The following is an 18,076-nucleotide window of genomic DNA, read 5'->3' as shown; positions in this document are numbered from 1 at the left end:
CATGAAGAGTAAGCGCGAAATTTAAGTACAAATAAGGAGCAGATGTGGAAGCTATCTATGGCTCGGTATTTAAAGGTTCAAATGCAATTTATGCCTGTCAATTAAATGGCAAGGGAGGTGTTACCGCATTTGGGGATAATTCACTCGTAACCGCAGAGCAACCAGTGTGGCAACATCTTGATTATAAAAATCCGGCTAGCCATCAATGGATTATGAATACAACCTTGCTACCGTTCCCAGTAAAGGAGGGGTTAGTGAGTGATAATATCCGTCCAAAGGTCGTGCGCACAGGTGAAGGAACTTTGATTACCTTGAGATCGGTGAACCGTAATGATAATGCGCGTCCCGATCATCTGGTTTCATTTCGCATCTATATTAATGACAAAATTATTATCTCCAGCCGGCATCGAAAAATTCATTCCATCGATCAGGTCTTGGCTGATTTGCATAACGGTGTTGGTGCGAAAAGTACAGGGAATTGGTTGGTAGAAATAGCGGGGGCCATTACTGATGAAGCCAATGATTTTATTGAAGAGCTACATGACAACCTGATTGAGTTTGAAGATGATATTTTGGAACAGAAAGTTCCTGGCCGCGGAGAATTAGTATTACTGCGTAAACAGCTAATCGTTCTGCGCCGATATATGGCACCACAGCGGGATATTTTTATCCGTTTGGCCAGTGAAAAATTGCCTTGGATGAATAATGAAGAGCGCCGTTTAATGCAAGAGATTGCTGATCGGTTGGGTAGGGGAATAGATGATCTTGATGGTTGTATTGCCCGAACCGCAGTTCTTGCTGATGAAATCACGTCCATGATGGCGGATGCCATGAACCGCCGTACTTACATGATGTCTCTATTGGCGATGGTATTCTTGCCAACCACCTTTTTGACTGGATTGTTCGGTGTCAACTTGGGCGGAATACCCGGTAATGAGTATCGGTTTGGGTTTGGTTTGTTCACGCTTTTGTTGTCACTATTAATGGTGGCTTTTGCGTGGTGGTTAAGGCGAAGTAAATGGCTATAGGATTTGAGATAAATCAATGATTGGTTGCCATAATTAAGGCATCATAGTTTCCGCAGGTGAATACAGCGTTGAACGTTGTGCTCCATAATTGTAGTTTTTCTCATATTGAGTTTTACACAGAATAATTGCTCATTAATTATGCCGATACTTGTTTTAGTATCGGCTATTTTTTTGACGGAGTTTAAGCCACCTGTACCAAAACTGCTTAGTTTTAAATGTTTGTCACATCGATAAACAGTGATTCATTAATATTCGTTGACGATACCACTGCTTCGTTAAAAGCATACTCTTCCCTTTCTCCCTCACGATGCAATGGCAAGTTGACAAAATCGAAAATCGTTTTGTCTGCCAGTTGGCTTGGGCTAACATTCTGAATAGACTTAAAAATATTCTCCACTCGGCCTGGTGTTTTCTTATCCCAATCTACTAGCATTGCTTTGATCGCCTGTCGCTGTAAGTTTTCTTGGGAACCACATAAGTTGCAAGGAATGATTGGGAATTTTTTGCTTTCCGCATACTCAATCAGGTCTGTTTCCCTGCAATATGCCAGCGGCCTGATGACAACATTACGGCCATCGTCAGAGCGTAATTTTGGCGGCATCGCTTTCATACGTGCGCCATGGAACATATTCAGGAACAGCGTTTCAACGATGTCATCAAGATGATGTCCCAGCGCAATTTTTGTTGCCCCGATTTTTTCTGCAAAAGAATAGAGGGTGCCGCGACGTAGTCTTGAACACAATCCGCAGGTAGTTTTGCCTTCAGGAATTTTCTCTTTAACAACAGAATAGGTATCTTTATCAACAATGTAGTATGGAATATCCAGGCTTTCAAAATATTGGGGTAAAATGTGTTCAGGGAAGCCAGGCTGTTTCTGATCAAGGTTTACTGCAACGACTTTGAATTTTATTGGTGCCGCTTTTTGCAGATTCAACAGAATATCTAACATCGCGAATGAATCCTTGCCGCCACTAATACATGCCATTACAATATCGTTATCTTCAATCATATTGTAATCAATGATGGCATTACCAACGTTTCTCCGCAGGCGTTTCTGGAGTTTGTTGAATTCAAGTGTCTCTTTTCTCGTATCTTTTTGATTCATTGCGACTTCTCACATTGCCGATTAATTGGCTGTAGATTTTCTATACGGATCCTTTGCAGGAGGGGGATTATACGGATTTTTCTTTTTGTTTGAAACATGTCTGTGTCCAACCGATTTCAGCCATATATCGAGCAGTGTTATAAAAAAGCACGGTAGTGATAAGGATGCCGCTGATGTCGGCTGGAAAAATATTCACAGTTGGTTTTATACCAATCGTTTTAATATCTCCCCGCGAAGCGGGGAGAAATCAAACGCATCTTGAAGTTAGATTGGTATACAACTAATCTTGCAATCTTTCAGCATCCTCCCTCATTTAAAATAGCTAATATTGTTTGTCCAAGGGTTTAAATTTTATTTTTTTCTATTTCAATGTATACCAATCCAACTTCAAGTTGCAGCTTGCAAATCAAAGTGATTGTTTATATTCCCCCGTTACGTGGGGAGATATAAGACGCATCTTGAAAGGAGATTGGTATATATCTTCGTCATTTATCCTGTTTCGCGCAGTTTGTTTTATTTTCTAAAATAGTCATTATTTTTGTCCATTATTCCATGTTCATGATTTTATAGTCGCAGTTTTTCATGTTTCAATAGTGATAGTCATTTGTAGTGAAGTCTATAATATTTTTATCCGTTAGAGTTATATTTTTTAATTACTTATGATCTGGTTTTGTTTCTTTATGGTTATCTGTTGGTTTTTAAGTTGCTGTTATAGTGTTTGTATCGCAAGGAAATAATTCCATGATCTTTTCTATATTGAAATTAATAATTTCTTTTAGTCATTTTTGTGATATACCAATCCAACTTCAAGTTGCAATTGACAACACGATATGAAACCCGATTTCTCCCCGCTCCGCGGGGAGAAATCACACGCATCTTGAAGTGAGATGGGTATAAATAATTTGAAGTGGTTTTTATAGGTGGAAATAATATTGATGCATGTGGATAGATTAATGGAATAATCATTTTTATTTTATTAAATAATTCCTTGTCAAATTTACATTTGATTTTTTCATCATCATTCTTTTTATAAAGAAAAAACACCTCATTTCGTTAAGGTATTCTGTTTTAAGTTATGGTAGATTAAGCGGTTTTTTTTGAATTTGGTCTGTCTTATAACGTTGGCTTGGTGAGCAAGATGAATGTATGGGGTTATTTGTTTATCGCAATTTTGTCTGAAGTGATAGCGACAACAATGTTAAAAACAGCCGATGGTTTCACTCGCTTAGTGCCGTCTGTTGTTGTGGTGATGGGATATTGCTTATCATTTTGGGCGTTATCACAAGTTGTCAAGGTGATGCCTTTGGGGATTGCTTATGCTGTATGGTCTTGCCTTGGTATAGTTTTAGTCTCTATTGCGGGTATATTTTTGTACCAGCAAAAATTGGATTTACCGGCAATTATCGGTATTCTTCTTATTATTGTCGGTGTTTTAGTCATCAATTTGTTTTCTAAAAGTACAGGGCATTGAGCTATACCAATCTAACTTCAAGTTGCCGCTGGCAAATCAATGTGATTGTTTATATCTCCCGCTACGCGGGGAGATATAAGGCGCATCTGGAAAGGCGATTGGTATATACCCTCATCAGATAAGTAAACGGGAGAAAATATGCGGTTAAAGCGGGGAGTTATCCTTGTCAAATTGTTGCTGGTAGGTGCTATATTGGCAGGTTGCAGCAGCCATCAATCAAGCCGATACAAACACTATCAATATTCTGATCTGGGTATTTATCTGAGTAAAGATGCCAGTGAAAGTTGTTCTGATGCAGGGGGAATTCCGGCATTAACCAAGCAATTGAATGGTCACCAAGTTCCTGTTTGCCAGCTGGCGAACGGTCGTCGTTGTAATGAACAGGCGTTGTTGGATGGTGGGTGTACATCCTTTTAACGTAGGGAAAACCAGAGTGATATCTGGTTTTCCCTCGGCAGCCTATCCTAATAAACGTTTAATCTTCTTTGCTGGAATAAGGGCGAACATATTTCATAATGCACTCAAGTTTTTCACAGGTTTCCTGCCATTCTCTTTCTGGTCTTGAATCTCTGACCAAACCAGCACCAGCCTGAAGCCAGCAGCGTCCTTTATGCTGGTAGAGGGAGCGTAATACCAATGCGGCATCCAGTTTACCTGTACTATCCAGGAGCATGACACAACCACTATAAAGCTGGCGTGGTTCATTTTCATAACGAGAAATGGCTTGTAAAGCAGGTTTTTTCGGTATCCCTGACGCGGTGACTGCCGGGAATAAGGCAATAAATGCATCCCAGCGGTTTTTGTCTGTGTGTAGCAACCCTTTTACTCGTGATGCCAAATGTTGTACCGAACCACGTTCACGAATAGCCATAAATTCTGAGACACAAAGCGTTTCTGGTTGACAAATCGGCGCTAATTCTTCTAATGCAAGTTTAACCGAAACCGCGTGTTCGGAAATTTCTTTCGGATCAGAAAGTAAATCGGCTCGCAGTTTCTGATCTTGCTCCTTGTCATGTGTTAATGCTCTGGTGCCAGCCAACGGTTGGGTATTAACCCAACCCGAACTTTCGGCTTCAACGACGGTTTCTGGACTGAAACCGTAAGCAGTGAAATCTCCATCACGTAAGAAGAAAGAGCGGGCAGGGGTGTTAGTCCGACGGCCTAGCCAGTAACTGTGTGTAATATCAATATTTGAACCAAGCTCGACTCGGCGTGACAGGATCACTTTTTGGTAGTGATCTGCGGCAATATCCTTAACTGCATTGGCAACGTTATCTTGATAATGTTTTGCCGCGTCTGCTGTATTGATAATATCTATCTCTTTTGTATCTGAGAAAACTGGTGTGCCTAATTGATCAGCCTGTTTGACTTTCTCACTCAATATAGACAGTTGCGCTTCTTCCAGTGTTCGTATCAGCACCTGCCCTTGAGTTATGCGTAATTCATGTTGTGGAATAGTAATTTTGATTAACGCTTCATCTTGGTTTTCTATTGCCATTCCATACGTCATATGGGAAAACTCAAATAATGTTTTGCCATAAGCACGCCAGTCTTTAATTGGAACCGCGTTGAGCACTTGTTCAAGTTTTTGGCTTAATGTATGGATATCATATGGATGATGATGGCCTTGTGAATCAATCAATTGCCCCGATGCATCTGCACTTATGGTTGCGGCGCAACCTATTCCCAATGACCATTCACCTTTCATTTCATAGAGTGTACAAGGTTGTGCATCATTATCGGCAAGTAAATGGGTAACCAGATCTAACGGAGTGCTGGTAATGGTAATAGTGTGTTCATGATATTGCTGCATCAGGTGGTTATTTTCTGCTTGTGCCATCTGTACTAACTGGCGTTTGTCGATTTTTCCTACCGCAGTTAATGGCCAGTACGCCACAAATAACCATTGGTCAGGGATTTTATGACGCTGAACACCCTTCTGATGCAAGAATGCTTGTATGAGTGCAGGATCGGGTTGGCTGACACTGTTTGGCAGGCAAGCACAAATGCGTTCACCCAATAGTTCGTCTGGTACAGCGATAACAACGGCGTCATCAATATCTGGGTGTTGCAGCAGCAATGTTTCAACTTCTAGCGTTGAAATTTTTTCACCGCTGCGGTTGATCTGTTCTTTAATTCGTCCCTCAACGATCAGGTTGCCATCTGGTCTGATGCGGACCAAATCGCCTGTGCGGTAGAAGCCATCCGTGGTAAAAGCGACGGTATTGTGCTGTTCAGCACGGTAATACCCTGCAATGGTGTAGGGACCTCGTGTAATCAGTTCACCGACTTCCCCAGATGCAACGGGTTGCAGATTGATATCAACAATTTTGATCTCGTCTTCTTCTGACAATGGGCGCCCTTGGGTGTTAATGATAACCTCATAAGGATCGTCTAATCGGGTATAGCACAGTAATCCTTCCGCTGTACCAAAGACTTGTTGTAAAGGACCAAGGCGCGCCATAACTTGTGCTGCCAGTTCCGGTGTGAGCCTGCCACCTCCAACTTGTAAGCAGCGCAGGGATGAAAGGTCGCTTTGTTCCCAGTCTCGCGCTTGTTCCCAGAGCCGTGCAAGAGCCGGAACTAATGCTAAGTGTGTTACCTTATACTCTTCGATCAATGGCATGGCTTCATCACAACTCGCAGTATCACTGAGGAGTACACACCCTCCCTGAGAAAGCGTACCCAGGATCCCAGGGCTGCCTAACGTGAAGTTGTGTGCAACAGGCAATACCGCTAAATAGACGCTTTCAGTATTGACTGCGCACAGACGGGCGGAGAGTACAAAATCATAGGTATAGGCATCGTGAGTACGTGGGATTAGTTTTGGTGTACCTGTCGTTCCGCCGGAAAGCAGAAGTACGGCGATATCACCATAACTTGGGCCAATAATATTGAGCGGTTCATCCTCAATAGCGGTGAATGGGATAAATTCTTCTGCCTCTCCATCAACGATAATATGTTGCAGTTCGGGGCAAGATGCGGCAACTTCCCGTGCCATTTCCCGATAATCAAAGCCGTGGATACAATCAGGGATAATATAAGCCACCGGACGGGCAATCTGGCAAAGCGCATGAACATCATGTGCCCGTTGGGTAGGCATTAATAATATTGGATGAGCGCCTAGCCTAAACAAAGCAAAACAGGTGACAACAAAGGAGATACGGTTAGGAAGTTGTACCATAACGTTATCACCACGGCGTATTCCACGATGATATAAACCGCTCGCCAGCCTTTCCGCAGCTTGATGGAGTTCATGGTAAGTGAGCCGCTGTTCTTGATAGATCAACGCTGTTTTATTCCCCCAGATACTGGACCATCCGGCAAGTTGTTGATCCAGGGTTTTGCCATTCCAAAGATAGTTTGGCGTCATCGTCAGTGTGTTCTCTGGGATAGAAAAAGGTGCCATTATGCGAACTCCTTTGAATAAACATATTGCATAAATTGGGTAACGTGAAGAATAAAATTCTGTGGTTTTTGCGTAATGTAAAAATGATCGCCAGCAATTTCTTGGCAGCAATCCGCAAGATTTTGTTTGTCACTTGCAAGCCAATGGTGCCATTGCTGAACTTCCACCGCGGAAGCTTCTTTGTCCTCAGTGCCATAAAGCAACAATGTGGGGGTTTGTAGTTTTACTGAATCCGGCTGAATAGCGTGGTAATAGTGCTCTGTAGCAAAAAAATCAGCCCGTAACATGGGTAAGAACAGGGCAAGTAGTTCAGGATCTTCCCGTAAAATCGGGCTGCAACCGCCAATATCAATCAGTTGTTCAATGAATTCATGATCAGGCAATCCACTCAGTTTGCGGCGGGGTTGAAGATGAGGGGCATGACATCCCGAAAGTACCAATGCCTTGGGGGCACAGTGATGTTGTTCAAGGTGTTGGCAGGTTTCAAAAGCGACTTGCGCTCCCATGCTGTGGCCGACCAGTATCAGGTTTTCTCTCTGTGCGGGAGTCAACGATCTGATCACATCAGAAAGCGACTGAGCCAATGGCGTAATGCGGGTAACAGCATGTTCATTCATACGGCTGTCACGTCCGGGATAAATCACCAGTGAAACCGCAATATCGGAATCTTCCAATGTGGACCAATTCCGAAATGCACTGGTACTGCCCCCAGCAAAGGGGCAGATGAGCAGCGTATATTTAGGTTTGCTATGCGTCGTCAGGCATGGACGGATCATTGGATGGACAGGAAGTTTCCACGTCATCAGTTTTCTTCCTTAATTAGCATCAATTGGGCTGGATCAATCCAGACGGGTGGCTGTAGCTCTTGAGTAACCGGCTCTCCCATCATGCGTAAAATTTGTTGCCACAAGCCTGCCAGCCGCAATTGGTAGGCGTAGCTAAAAGCAGGGGGGCAGAGTGCCCCATTCAATACCGAATTCAAGGTATTGAGGAGGCGTGCCACACCTTCAGCACCATCACATTCAAATGCAGTCATCCAATTTTGCGTTGCCGGACAAAGAATTTGTGATGTTGTCTGGTGCAGATAAGCGCCTTCCGGCTGGCCGGCATTCAGGTAAAGACTTTGTTCATTATTCAGATGGTTTGGTGCATGAAGAACCGGTGTCCAGATAACCGGTCCATAGCTGGCTTCCTGCGTCAGATAACCGGCCGGCCAAATTAGCGTCATTTTATGCATGACCAGGTTGTGCATATCGGGATCCCTGGGATCCAGATAGGATTGAACATCTAACGTTATTGTGGTTCCCGCTATGCTGAGTTCAAAGCGATGAAATGCATTGTTTCGCTGACCTACATAAGCTATCTCAATCTGTTCCGGGCAATGACAGCCCTGTAACAACAGATCAAGGGCGGAAAAAAGTAACTGGCGGCTGGTTGCCAGATAGCCACTGACCGGACGTTGCTGTGATAATTGCTCGATTTGATGAGCCGCATGTAACCAACTTCTGCCAGCCTGACATTGGCTGTAAAAGCTGTTTACCCAAAACATCGCATTATGCTGGTTAGCTGTTGATTGGTGTCTTTTGATCGCTTCTGCATCGAGAGGATGTTCCTGAATGACCGAAATGCCCCGTGCCAATAACGCCTGAGTTAATTGGTCGCCTTCGCCACCAATAACCTCTGCGCGTATGACCACACAGGCAATATCGATATCATCCGGCAATTCATCCAATGAACGGAATAGGGGGACATTGAAATCGCGGGCAAGTTGTTGTGAACGAGGGCTTCCTTGCGCCAGAATTCCGGCCAGTTCCAGATCTGACCGAGGCTGTAGAAACGCATTAAGATACAGTTCACCAAATTTTGAACCGACAATCAGAACCCGCCGTAGCTTTATCATATGTTCTCCTTAACAGTTGGAGCTAAACTCAGGATGTTTTTCAGACACGCAACCAGAGAGCCGACATGTTTGTGGAATAGGCTGTAATGATCACCATCAAGCTGTGTCACATTGACTGGCCCGAAAGCCTGCCAACCAAGATCAGTTGAGGTAATGGTTGTTGAATCGAGGTAATCCATAAAATCAGGCAATGCCTGCCTTGCCCGAATAAGGCTGAAAGGTTGTGAAGTTTGTGGTGGACAATAGTCAAGCAATGCCCGCAGATTATGCTGCCAGATGGCGTAAAGCTCAGCCAGTGAGTTATCCATCTGTGCAGATTGCGGTAAGGCTTGGTGCAATGCTTGCAGGAAGGTTTCCGTGTTTGCTGTGATAGCGCTGTTATCCAGCTCCAGCCCAGGGAATTGTCCTTGTAAATCGAGCAGGAAATGACGATGGCAGCATGTATCATCCAGCGTCAGATCCGTGCGCACATTCGGCGCGAAACTATCAATCAGGATGCAATGGGAAACACTTTCACCGGCAGCACGTAATTGATGGGCCATTTCATAAGCCACTAATCCACCGAAAGACCAACCCGCCAGTGCATAAGATCCTTTAGGCTGGAATTTACGGATTTGACTGATGTAATCCGTGGCCAGCGCAACGACAGAAGGTTTATCGGTATTCGTGCTTTCTGGCGCAAATGCCAGGCCAATCATGCGCTGGGCGTCAAAATTGGCAGCCAAATGACGGTATCCCAACAGGTGCCCACCAATTGGATGGACGATAAACAAGGTGGAGTCTTCTAAGGTGGATCGTTCTAAGGTAGATCGTGCAATGTTCCCTTTGTTTAATATCACGCCTTGACCCGTATTTTCTGGTTGGTGCTCAATAAATTCCGCCAGTGAATGTACGGTATCGTAAGTTTGCAACAGGCTGAGCGGGTATTGGCGATTAAATGTCTGATTGATTTGCACCATTAAGCGTACTGCTGCCAGAGAATCCCCGCCAAGAGTAAAGAAACTCTCATGCACGTTAATATCTTGTTGCTCTAATACGGCTTCCCAAAGGTTTAATACCGTTTGTCCTGTCGCGCTGAGAGTCACTGATGGTGCTGAGTCACTTTCTTGCACTTTTTCAACCAGAGTCATTAATGTACGTCTGTCGATTTTACCGTTGTCAGATACGGGTATCGTATCGAGAATGATAAAGAGCTGTGGACACATCCAAACTGGCAAGGTTTGCTGCAACCAGTGCGGCAGTATCGGTAACAGTTCGGCAGATATTGGCGCAGTATCGGTTAAACGTAAACCGGCGACGAGCTGCAATGCTCCGTTTGACGTCGTATGCGCAAAGACTATCGCTTGTTGTATGTCAGGGTGTTCACATAAGCGATGCTCGATTTCACCCAGTTCAATCCGGTAACCCCGAATTTTAATCTGGTGATCATTGCGCCCCAGAAATTCGATATTACCGTCTGGCCGCCAGCGACCTAAATCACCGGTACGGTAGAGCCGCTCACCTGTTTGGGGATGAATGATAAAGGCTTGTTGCGTTTTTTCTGTATCATTCCAATAACCCAAGGCAAGTCCACGTCCACCAATATAAAGCTCGCCGGTTACCCAGACCGGACAAGGTGACAATGCTGAATTAAGCACATAGAAAGTCTGATTAGCCAAAGGCTTGCCATAGGGAATGCTGCTCCAATGAGGCTCGACGTGTGCGATAGGATAAGCAATAGACCATATTGATGCTTCGGTTGCGCCGCCCAAACTGAGCAGGTTAAGCGCAGGGCGAAGGGCAGACAATTTTGCCGGCAAATGGGTGGGTATCCAGTCACCACTCATCAATATCCAACGCAGGCTATTTAGAGAATGAGAATAGCTTCGGGCATATTCCTCAAGCAGTTGCACAAATGCTGGCACGGAATTCCAAACAGTGACCGATTCTTGTTGTAACCATGCCAGCAGTTTGTCAGGTTGTTTAGTGTCTCCAGGAGCAGGAATAACCAGTTTTGCCCCACGGCTCAATGTGCCGAAGAGATCATAAACGGAAAGATCGAAGGTTAACTCTGATATTGCCAATACGCTATCGTGCTCATTGAGCGCAATGCGTTGATTAATATCCAAGATCGTGTTGACAGCACCCTGATGGTCTATCATTACGCCCTTTGGTTTTCCGGTCGAGCCGGAGGTGAAGATGACATAAGCCAAATCTTCGGGGTGTACAGCTAAACGTTGTGCTTCGGTGACAGGTAAGTGATTGAGCCATGTTTCATCCAGAGAGATGACATGGGTATGTTCAGGCCAATTCAGCTGTTGAGCAAACTTAGGTTGCGTCAGTACAGTATCAACTTTCCCTGATGCCAATAGCTGGTGGATCCGCTGTTGCGGATAACTGGCATCAATAGGCAGATAAGCCCGTCCTGAGAATAAAATCGCAAGAACGGCGACAACCTGTTCCCAGCCTTTTTCCATGACCACACCAATCAGGGATGAAGCCTGATTTTCCTGTGCTTGCAGATGGGCTGCCAGTGTCAGGCTTTGTGACCACAAAGTGCGATAGTCAATCTGACGAGAGGTATCGACTACAGCGGTACGTTGTGGGTAACGATTTACTGCCTGTTCAATGAGCGAGCAGAGCGTGTGTGATGGAAACACGTTTTTTGTCGCATTACTGTTCTGGCACAAAGCGCGATCACTTGCTGGCAGCCAGTCAGGCAGCGGGGTATTCCATGAGTAATCCGGTTCGAGCAAGGCAGTGATACACGCTTGATAATGGGCAAACATGTTTTCCGCAACCTGAGGCTGGAACAGTTGTGGCAAGATCGCCCATTGTATGGTGACACCACCTTCTGTGCCGGAAATTAACATACAGTCGAGATAAACATGGGGAGTTTGCGCACCAAAAAGATTGAGTGTTCCCAACCCTGCTGGTCCTTTACCCGCTGTGCCGGTTGTATCGTTGAATACAATTGGCATACCCGCGTTGAGGTTGTGGCGATGTTGGTTTTTCTCCCTGAGTACCCGTTGCCCGTCAAACAGCGCGTGTTGAAGATCGGCCAGCCATTGCCGCTGTATCCGGCTTACAGCCTCACTAAACCCTGTGATATTACGCAGATCCACTTCCAGCAATGATGTGGTAGACAGATTGCCGACTAACGTATCGCAATACTGAGGCATTAACAGGCGGTTACCATGCAGGACATTGATTGTAAAATGCTCGTTGCTGCTCCACACGGATAAAACATGGGTAAATAGCGTTAGCATCACTTGTGACGGTGATATGCGGTATTCTGCTGCACGCTGTTGCAAACGCTGCCATTGTTGTGGGCTGATATGTCCGGTCAGGCACTGTTGATTGAGTTGCTGTGACTGGTGATCTTGCAGTGGTAACACCGGAGCATCCGGTAACGAAGGTAAGCGATCAAGCCAGTATTGCCGGCTTTGTTGCCAGGTTTCTCCGGTTTCTTCATTCTCCAGTGCCTGAATATAGTCGCCAATTGTTACTGCCGGTGGCGCTGGCTGCCAGTCAGGTTCCTGATACCAATGGTGTAAATCGCGCAGGATTAACGTCAGGCTCTTACCATCCGCAACCAACAGGTCGATGGTCAAATGCAATAAATGCGTCCGATCATCGGTATGGTACAGGGTTAAATCAAACAGCGGCCAGTTGTCGCTGGGAACGCCTTGAGTTCGTAGCGTGTCGCGGGCATGATGCAGTTGCATCTCGCGTTCATTCGGCATCATGGCACGGCAGTCAATAACTGTCGGTGTATAGCGGGGAACTTGCGGCAAAATATGATATTGCCCATCCTTCACATAACCACGTAGTTGCGCATGATGGCTTATCACACGGTTCCAGGCGCGGGTAAAACGAGGCAGATCAAGCCCGTTGATAGCCAGTTCAGCATAGAAATGAGCGATACCGTTACCAAATTGAAACAGTTGGCTCTCTCCCAGCCAATAAGCGTATTGCAGTGCGGTCAGTGGCAAAATTTGCTCAGATACAGGCTCAGTTTGCTGCGATATCGCAAATGTCTCTGGACAGGGTTCGGTTACCCGCAGAGTACGGCAAAATTCACTCAACTTAGGATGTTCGAATAGCTGTTGCAGATTGGCTTGTTCGTAACCCTGACGACGTAGTTGCACGACCATTCGGGTGGCAATCAGGCTGTCACCGCCACTTTGGAAAAAGTCACTGTGGCGCTGTATTGACTGAGGAAGCAGTGAACGCCAGAGCGCAATGACTTGTTGTTCAATCTCATGAAGCTGACCATCTTCTGTGTCTGGTTGTCCGGTTTCCGCGATTAACGGTTGTACCATGCTCTCTTTCGCTGTCACTATCAACGACAATTGCTCTTGCTGTTGAATATGCAATGAGTAAGGCAAGGTAGAAAATTGGGCGGTTATTTCACTGATATTAAGCCGTGCTTGTTGTTCAGCTCGTGCCAGGATCAGTTGTTGATGCAGTTCAGGCCCGTTTTGCCCCGGCCATTCTAATGAAACCTGATAACCGGACTGCGTCAGGCAATTACGCCAACCCGCAAGTTCCATCAATGCACTATTACCATGATCATCACCGCGATCATCAACCCAGGCGTTAATACCTTCAATAAATCCGACACTGGTGAGTTGCATGGCGCTTTCGCGTTTGGTTGATTCAATAATTAGCAACCATCCGCCGGCTTTCAATAATCGGGAGAGGCGTCGCAGGGTATTCTTCAGATGGAGCGCATCATGTAATACGTTAACCGCCATAATCAGGTCATAACCGGATGCTGGGTGCTGACTAAAATCAATACGCTGATTAATATCAAACAGGGCAAATTTTACCGTTTCGCCGTAGTGATGGAGTAACTGGCGTGCGTCATCCAGGAATAGTGGTGAAACATCAGTAAAATGGTAGTTTTGAATGGCGTGTGCATTGTGTGCCAATACCTTCTCTGAAGTTGCACCGGTTCCTGCTCCGACTTCCAGTACAGTGAAATGTTCGGATGTCTGGCTCAATTGTCGGACAATTTCAGCGGCAGCCTGGTTCAGGCAACGTAATGCGGGATTTTCACTGTAGAGGCTGGCAGTGATTTGTTTATCGGCAAACAGCAGTTCCAATGCATTGCCACGTCCGGCAAGCAGGCTGTCATGTTGTTCGATGCAGGTTGCTATATATCGGCTGATGGTTTGGCACCACTGTGCATCATCCAGTTTTGCTGTAGGAGCCGGAACATGGCTAAGTGGTTGCAGACAACGGTATCCGTCAGCGATTTTTTCAATAAATCCCTGGCTATTGAACAATGCCAGCCATTGAGTCAGCAGGCGTTGATACTGTGGTGCCAGTTGTAAGCGTTGTTCAATCTCTGCACGAGAGTGATATTGTTGTGCAGCAGTGAATAAGTTATGGCGCAGTAAAGTTTGGCTCAGGCCAAATAATGCTTGTTGCTCAATATGTTGCCAGGAGCGTTCAAACGCGTGTTGTTCTGCTAACGTGGGGAGCGGTAAGGTATCGGTGTTGATAACCCGTGGTTCTGGCAGTGATAAGGGCAAATGATCTTCTGCAACCAACCACAGGTTGTAACCTTGTGTATCATCCTGACGTGGCTGAATTTCTGCCAGCCGTATTTCAGGCTTAGTACGCAGATAATGTTCGGCTTGACGCAATTCAGGGTGTTGTGGCCAGAAGTCATAACGCGTATGACCAGACGGTGGCGTATGCAGGTCGTAATACGCCATGTGTTCAGGCTGGCGGCAAATTTGCACTAACAGTGCATTATAAGCGGCAAACAGTGACTCAATAACGCCTGCCTCTAGCACATTATCCATGCAGTACCAGTTAAACAGCAGATCACCATCGACTTCCATGACCTGATGATCTAACCAGACTTGTGGCGTCTGGCTCAGAACAAAGACCGGATCGCCCAGTAATTGGGTGATGGATTGTTTGATAGCGACGCCTTCTTGTGCCATTCCTAACATACTGGTGAAAACAACCGGTGTCAGCGGCTGCCTGCTTTGGGTTTCACCGTTTTGTTGGCGGCCAAGTTCCCGCAATACCTCAACACCATTGACATGGCTATGGCTCAACCGTTGCCAGAGCAAAGCCTGGGTTTTTTCCATGCTGGCTCGTAGGGACGTTGTCTTGCGTAAATCAAAATCCATCAACATCACCGAGGTAAAATCACCAATCAGCTCTTGCACCTCTGGATGGAAAGGTTGCCGGTTAAAGAATGTCAGGTTGAGCGTAAACAGCGGATGACGGCTGTACCATTCAAGGGTATGGGCAAACAGCGTCAACAGACCTGCAGAAGGGGTAACTCCCCATTTTTTCCAGCTTTGTTTGAGACATTGCCAGTCAGATTGTGCCAGTCGACCTTCATAAGTTGTGAATTGTGGTTGGCTACGTTGGGGCAATTGTGGCGCCAACGGTAATCGTGGTGCCGGCGGCAATGAAAGTAGTTGTTCCTGCCAATAGGCCCATGATGCCCGCCACTCTTTACTTTCACGTTGCGCTTGTTCTGCCATCACATAATCGCGGAAAGTAAATGCTTGTGGGGCGAGAGGTTGTTGATGATAAGCGAGTTGTAGATCATCCATCATGATCCTGAAACTCTGTACATCAAACTGCAACAGATCCAGGTTCATATGTAAGCGACAACGTTCATTCGGTAGCAGTGATACAGAGACGTCAAACAGTGGCCACTGTTCTGCCGGTGGTACTTGGTAGGAGAGAGTATGGCGACGCTGGGCTAATGCTTGTTCGCAGGCGGTATCATCCAGTGTACGCAAATCAGCCTGAGACAGAACATACCACGGTGTTTCCGGCAATATTCTTTGTTGCCCGTCTTCATCGACTATCATGCGCAACATGCCATGACGCTGAATCAACGCATTCCATGCCTGTTCAAAACGCGGGATATTAAATCTATCCAGTGCCAGATCCCATTCAAATAAGACATGACAAGCAACACCCCCAAAATCAATGGCCTGTGTACGACCAATCCAGTAGGCGTGCTGAATGGGTGTCAGAGGGAAGGGGGCGTGGCGCTGGGCGCTGTCAATAATCACCGCTGGCTGGGAAGAGGTGACAGGCTGTTCAGGCAGGGCATCGCCAATGAGCGTATTAAGCCCCGCCAGCGTCATATTTGGTAAGCCAAACCTGCGGTCAACCTAAAACCAAATTGCTGGTGGATCGCCGCGTTTAACTCTAGGAATAGCAGGGAATCCAAACCGAATTGCAATAGATCTTGTTGTGGATCTAAATGTTCAATCTGTTCCAGACGTAATAATGTTGCAACACGCTGACGCAGCCAGTTAAGCCGTTGTTCATTGTCCTGATACAACGTGTTATCGGCAGAAAGTGACGAGGTAGTATCGGAAACGTTAGCCTGTAAGCGCCGCAAAATATCAGGGTGATGTTCATCTAACCGCATTGCCAGATAGCAAGCTGATGAAGTATGCAAAGATTGGTTGAGATGCCAGATACCTTCATTTGTGCTAAACGGTAACATGCCATCTTGCGCCAGTTTTTCTACCAACCGTCGGTCGCTGGCCATACCAATGCCACCCCAAACACCCCAAACCAACGTTTTAACCATTAATTGATTTGGTGCTGTCAGCGCTAAGGATTCCAGACAAGCGTTGGCGATTGCATAAGCACCTTGCCCTTGGGCACCTAGCATTGATGCAGCAGATGCGTGCAACAGCAGGTACTGTGCATGATGTTGTTGGAGCGCAGTTTGCAGTGCCGATGCGCTGTGAGCTTTGACGGATAATATTTGTGACAGGTGTTGACGCTCAAGCTTTGCCAGTGGGGTGTGGTCAGCAATGCCTGCGGCATGGATCGCGCCAGCAATACGATCTTCTTGTGCCAGAGTTTGCACCGCATTTAGCAAGGCTGACGTATCAGTGACATCAATGTTAACCCAACGTATTTCACATTCGTTATTCAATGACAATTCTTGCACAAAATCATCCCAATCAGCCTGTTTGCGGCGGGCAAACACGGCAATTTTGCGCGCACCCTGGGATAGCAACCAACGAATGGAAATGCGACCGATACCGCCCATTCCACCCGTAATAATGTGCCAACCCTGATGAGGAATGGATACCGGCTGCGGTAATAATGGTAATGGTTGGCGCTGTAAAACAGGGACAGCGATTTGTTTTCCACGTACTCGCAGCCAGCGTTGATGGCCTTCATCCAGATAGCCAAGTGCGAATGATAACGCGTCAGCGTCGTTGACATCAGCGATATCAATCGCCTGAATGCGACGATGGGGGTATTCTTCAACGGCAACACGCAGCAAGGCCCAAATAGCATATTGGGCGGGATTGATATCCTCTTTTAACAAGGTGGATTCTGGTTGAGCGCAGCAGGTTATAACGGTTAACGGTGTTGTTTCGTCGCGTTTTAGTTCATGAATAACCTGATCACATAATTCTGCAACATCATTGCCTGTGAGCAGCAATAACGTATTGCCACTTTCAGGTTGTAAATGAATACCGGCCTGACGCCAATGACTTATCGTCTCGCTATTTGCTGTTGAAGAGCGAAGCGTATAGGGCGTTGAAAATTTCTGTCTATCCGCGGTGTTTATTGGGCGCCAATGCAAGACATAGTGAGTATCAGGGCATGGTTGGGGGGCAGGAAGCCAGGCTTTTGCCATCGTTTGGGGTGCCACTGATTGACGAGGCAGATCAGCACGATCACTCAACAGAGCGAATAGGCGCTCACCAGCATAAATCAGTGCCGGGAAAGCCGCGAATAAACGCGCCTCCAATAACCGGCGTCTGGCATAAGGCAAGGCACGGTAAGGACGATATATTTTACTTACCGCTGGAACGGAAATTTCCTGGTAATAACCTTGCTGTACACAGTGGGTTAATAACTGCTCCAACAAAGGACGCCAGCAGGGTTGTAGCCGACCAGCCCGAATGGTGTCGATGGCACTGAAACCTTGTTCAGCATCACGTCCATGACACTGATATATCAATGCATCGGTATACAACGCCCGCAATATCGCTGCATCAGGGTTTTGCTCAATGGCAGGATCAAGCAGGGAATTGACATCAAGCTCAATAAGGCTATTGGCTAAAGATTGTCCGGTTTTATTGGCAGGTAATTCGGTTGCAGAGAAGCTGTAATGCTGCTCATCAAATGGATAGAGTGGCGCATGGCATTTTACTCC

At 46.1% G+C, this 18,076-nt stretch carries 9 protein-coding genes; 3 read left to right on the top strand and 6 right to left on the bottom strand.

The window, feature by feature from the left end; genetic code table 11:
* Window positions 1–44 precede the first annotated feature (44 nt).
* On the top strand, window positions 45–1,028 hold the full coding sequence (zntB, locus tag AAC853_RS13580; RefSeq protein ID WP_338882452.1) for a zinc transporter ZntB: 984 nt from the start codon (window positions 45–47) through the stop codon (window positions 1,026–1,028).
* Between the two features lie 211 nt (window positions 1,029–1,239).
* Here zntB and ttcA read toward each other — a convergent pair whose 3' ends face one another.
* Entirely contained in the window at window positions 1,240–2,133 is an 894-nt protein-coding gene (gene ttcA / locus AAC853_RS13575) for a tRNA 2-thiocytidine(32) synthetase TtcA (protein WP_340614865.1), read from the bottom strand.
* A 1,138-nt stretch (window positions 2,134–3,271) separates the two neighbouring features.
* Between ttcA and AAC853_RS13570 the strand changes: the two genes are divergently transcribed.
* Both AAC853_RS13570 and AAC853_RS13565 read left to right on the top strand, forming a co-directional pair.
* Entirely contained in the window at window positions 3,272–3,604 is a 333-nt protein-coding gene (locus AAC853_RS13570) for a DMT family transporter (protein WP_273558167.1), read from the top strand.
* 138 nt (window positions 3,605–3,742) lie between these two features.
* Window positions 3,743–4,021 (top strand): putative hemolysin, encoded by a 279-nt coding sequence (locus AAC853_RS13565; protein WP_273558166.1) that lies wholly within the window; start codon window positions 3,743–3,745, stop codon window positions 4,019–4,021.
* Window positions 4,022–4,079: 58 nt separating this feature from the next.
* Here AAC853_RS13565 and AAC853_RS13560 read toward each other — a convergent pair whose 3' ends face one another.
* From AAC853_RS13560 to AAC853_RS13540, 5 genes are all read right to left on the bottom strand, one after another.
* Window positions 4,080–6,977, bottom strand: a complete 2,898-nt coding sequence (locus tag AAC853_RS13560) for a salicylate synthase (protein WP_340614978.1) — start codon at window positions 6,975–6,977, stop codon at window positions 4,080–4,082.
* 35 nt (window positions 6,978–7,012) lie between these two features.
* Window positions 7,013–7,816 (bottom strand): thioesterase II family protein, encoded by an 804-nt coding sequence (locus AAC853_RS13555; RefSeq protein WP_340614864.1) that lies wholly within the window; start codon window positions 7,814–7,816, stop codon window positions 7,013–7,015.
* A complete protein-coding gene (locus tag AAC853_RS13550; RefSeq protein ID WP_340614863.1) occupies window positions 7,816–8,913 on the bottom strand; it encodes a Gfo/Idh/MocA family oxidoreductase in 1,098 nt (365 codons plus the stop codon). Before AAC853_RS13550 ends, AAC853_RS13555 begins: the two co-directional genes overlap by 1 nt.
* Complete coding sequence (locus AAC853_RS13545; RefSeq protein ID WP_340614862.1) at window positions 8,910–16,028, bottom strand: amino acid adenylation domain-containing protein; 7,119 nt, start codon at window positions 16,026–16,028, stop codon at window positions 8,910–8,912. The genes AAC853_RS13550 and AAC853_RS13545 overlap by 4 nt, the downstream gene beginning before the upstream one ends.
* On the bottom strand, window positions 16,025–18,076 hold a 2,052-nt coding region (locus tag AAC853_RS13540; RefSeq protein WP_340614861.1), incomplete at its 5' end, for a beta-ketoacyl reductase. The genes AAC853_RS13540 and AAC853_RS13545, both read right to left, overlap by 4 nt.

The sequence above is a fragment of the Xenorhabdus thailandensis genome (assembly GCF_037996785.1).
Taxonomy (GTDB): Bacteria; Pseudomonadota; Gammaproteobacteria; order Enterobacterales; family Enterobacteriaceae; genus Xenorhabdus; species Xenorhabdus griffiniae.
This window is presented reverse-complemented; position numbering and strand designations above follow the sequence as displayed.

Excerpts from the sequence above, each read along its gene's own strand:
- ttcA (WP_340614865.1), bottom strand. The coding sequence starts at position 2,133 with ATGAATCAAAAAGATACGAGAAAAGAGACACTTGAATTCAACAAACTC.
- AAC853_RS13560 (WP_340614978.1), bottom strand. The coding sequence starts at position 6,977 with ATGACGCCAAACTATCTTTGGAATGGCAAAACCCTGGATCAACAACTT.
- AAC853_RS13565 (WP_273558166.1), top strand. The coding sequence starts at position 3,743 with ATGCGGTTAAAGCGGGGAGTTATCCTTGTCAAATTGTTGCTGGTAGGT.
- AAC853_RS13545 (WP_340614862.1), bottom strand. The coding sequence starts at position 16,028 with ATGACGCTGGCGGGGCTTAATACGCTCATTGGCGATGCCCTGCCTGAA.
- AAC853_RS13550 (WP_340614863.1), bottom strand. The coding sequence starts at position 8,913 with ATGATAAAGCTACGGCGGGTTCTGATTGTCGGTTCAAAATTTGGTGAA.
- AAC853_RS13570 (WP_273558167.1), top strand. The coding sequence starts at position 3,272 with ATGAATGTATGGGGTTATTTGTTTATCGCAATTTTGTCTGAAGTGATA.
- AAC853_RS13555 (WP_340614864.1), bottom strand. The coding sequence starts at position 7,816 with ATGACGTGGAAACTTCCTGTCCATCCAATGATCCGTCCATGCCTGACG.